This is a genomic window from Pseudoalteromonas sp. SG45-5, from assembly GCF_014164085.1.
Taxonomy (GTDB): Bacteria; Pseudomonadota; Gammaproteobacteria; order Enterobacterales; family Alteromonadaceae; genus Pseudoalteromonas; species Pseudoalteromonas aliena.
Map to the genome: position 1 here is coordinate 1 of NZ_JACJEM010000109.1, position 2,198 is coordinate 2,198.

Annotated in this window: 3 protein-coding genes; all 3 read left to right on the forward strand. The window is 40.1% G+C overall.

Features of this window, described 5'->3' with window-relative positions:
• A partial coding sequence (locus H5119_RS19785) for a transposase (protein ID WP_182703449.1) occupies positions 1-144 on the forward strand: 144 nt, incomplete at its 5' end.
• 209 nt (positions 145-353) lie between these two features.
• Positions 354-1,064: a hypothetical protein gene (locus H5119_RS19790; protein ID WP_182703450.1), complete on the forward strand. Its 711-nt coding sequence runs from the start codon at positions 354-356 to the stop codon at positions 1,062-1,064.
• Between the two features lie 212 nt (positions 1,065-1,276).
• Complete coding sequence (locus H5119_RS19795) at positions 1,277-2,071, forward strand: transposase (RefSeq protein ID WP_259399068.1); 795 nt, start codon at positions 1,277-1,279, stop codon at positions 2,069-2,071.
• Positions 2,072-2,198 lie beyond the last annotated feature (127 nt).

Here is a 2,198-nt window from a genome sequence, read left to right on the forward strand (position 1 = left end):
TGTATAGAGCCAGTGTTCGGGAACATTACAGTGAACAAAGGCATGAATAAATTGACCTTACGGGGGCAAGCGAAAGTGAATGCGCAATGGCAATTGTATTGCCTTGTTCATAATATAGAAAAGCTGCAAAACATGATGCATTAAGAAGGGGAAGTCCTTTTAACCTCAAATAAGCCACTCAGACACCTGCAATCCCTTCCAAAACGCCAATTAAAACAATATCAAACACTTCTTTATATGCTGCGTAAAAGTACAGTAATAGATTGAACCAAAATAGGAACTCAGCTATGGTTTGTTTATCAATAAAAACAAATTTAAAAACGAGTTAATCTACAGGCTCGCTAGGGTTCTTTATGGATAGCACTAGAACTTATCTCAAAGGTGAGTTAAGGGAAACTTTTAAGGTAATTGAAACATGTTTGTCGTGTATTTACTCAGGGCAAACACATATGTATCGCGCTTTAGCTTCACAATTACGCCTTTTATTGTGTGACACAAGCCGTAAAAAAGATAATTCATTACTTGTATCTGTTCACCCTAAGTTAGAGGTGTCAGGTTTAGAGTCAATAAACTGGTCAAAGCATAGTTCAGGTTATTTACACATTAGCCAAACGGGAGCTGGAACTAACAGAGTAGCTCAAATGCCTTTCGAAATAACGCAGTTCTATACTGGATTATCAACGGCTGATCTTTTACTCGAAAAATCAAAATTAATCCCTATAGGGCAATGGAGTGAACAGTTCGTAACATATAGCCCAACAGAACTCACTATAAAGGAAATAATTCGTTCCGTTGCTGATAAGGGAGGTGGTGCGCATGTAGATGCTTCAATGTCACCAGCCCTTAAATACATGAGGGAACTTACTCCTGTAGGTAAAACATATGCTGAGCTTTTTATCATTGCTCTTGCACGATTTATTCATGCTCTTGGAGAGAAACTATTTTCTTACGAAGGCTGTAAATTGCCCAAAGAGTTATTTACGCAAACACTTCAAAAATTCAACTTAGGAATGGTTGCCCATCATGAGTGGGCTGATGCAAGGTCAGGAGTCACCGAACCCTAACAAGCTGTTAAACAAGGACAAAAAACAGTTGGTTTTTGCTCCTTCGTCGCTTATTTTAACCAACTATTTTATTGCCTGTTAACAGGGCGTTGAGGCTGTAGAATTACTCTTTTCAGGAACATATCTTACTGTCTCGAATTGATTGCTTTTTAACCTTGAATCCATCCGTTCGCTGTGATCTAATAGATATTATTCACCCACGGTAAATCGTTATGGCCAACTACAAGCCTGACTTATCCTGTCAAAATAAATTCATTCCTATCAATTTCGCTGAGCAAATTCTGCCTGGCACTTTTGAGTATGCCCTTTGTTATATTGTCGAAAATAAACTCGATTTATCAGGATTTGACGCGTGGTACAACAATGACAAAACGGGCGCTGCTGCGTATCCGCCCACGGTAATGCTAAAGATTATTTTGCTTGGCTATGCACATGGTTTGATCAGTAGCCGCCGAATTGCTAAAGCGTGTGAGACGAACATTTTATTTATGAGTGTGTCGGGTGATATCCAGCCGCATTACACCTCTATAGCGGGTTTTGTGGCTAAAATGCATGAACAGATTGAACCGCTGTTCACGCAAGTGCTGATGATATGTGATGAGGAAGACTTGATAGGCCGCAACATGTTTGCCATTGACGGGTGTAAATTAAAGTCCAATGCGAGTAAAGAGTGGAGCGGCACATTCGATGAGCTAGGGCGTAAAAAAGCAAAACTAGAACGCGCAAGCAAACGTATTATTGAACGCCACCAATCACAAGATGGGCTGGGCGAAGAGTTGATAACTCAGGATTTAAAACAAAAAGAAAAGCTGGATAAAAGTGCAGATAAAATCACCGAGTTCTTAGCCACTCATAAAGAAAAAACAGGCAGTAAAGGCAAGCCAGTTAAAAGTAATATCACTGACCCTGATAGCGCGAAAATGACCACGTCAAAAGGGACAATTCAAGGCTACAACGGCATCGCGATTAATGACGATAAACACCAAATACTTGCATTGGGTAAATAACGGCAAGCACAAGCGTGGGGCTCAGTGGGTGAGCAACAAACTCTACAGCCAGCTGTTAAGCAATTAAAACAACAGCTCGATAAATTAAACACTGACAAACCCAAAGACGAGCACACGATTAAATTCA

Bases quoted from the DNA above. Each gene is read 5' to 3' on its own strand.
- H5119_RS19790 (WP_182703450.1), top strand. From the start codon at position 354: ATGGATAGCACTAGAACTTATCTCAAAGGTGAGTTAAGGGAAACTTTT.
- H5119_RS19795 (WP_259399068.1), top strand. From the start codon at position 1,277: ATGGCCAACTACAAGCCTGACTTATCCTGTCAAAATAAATTCATTCCT.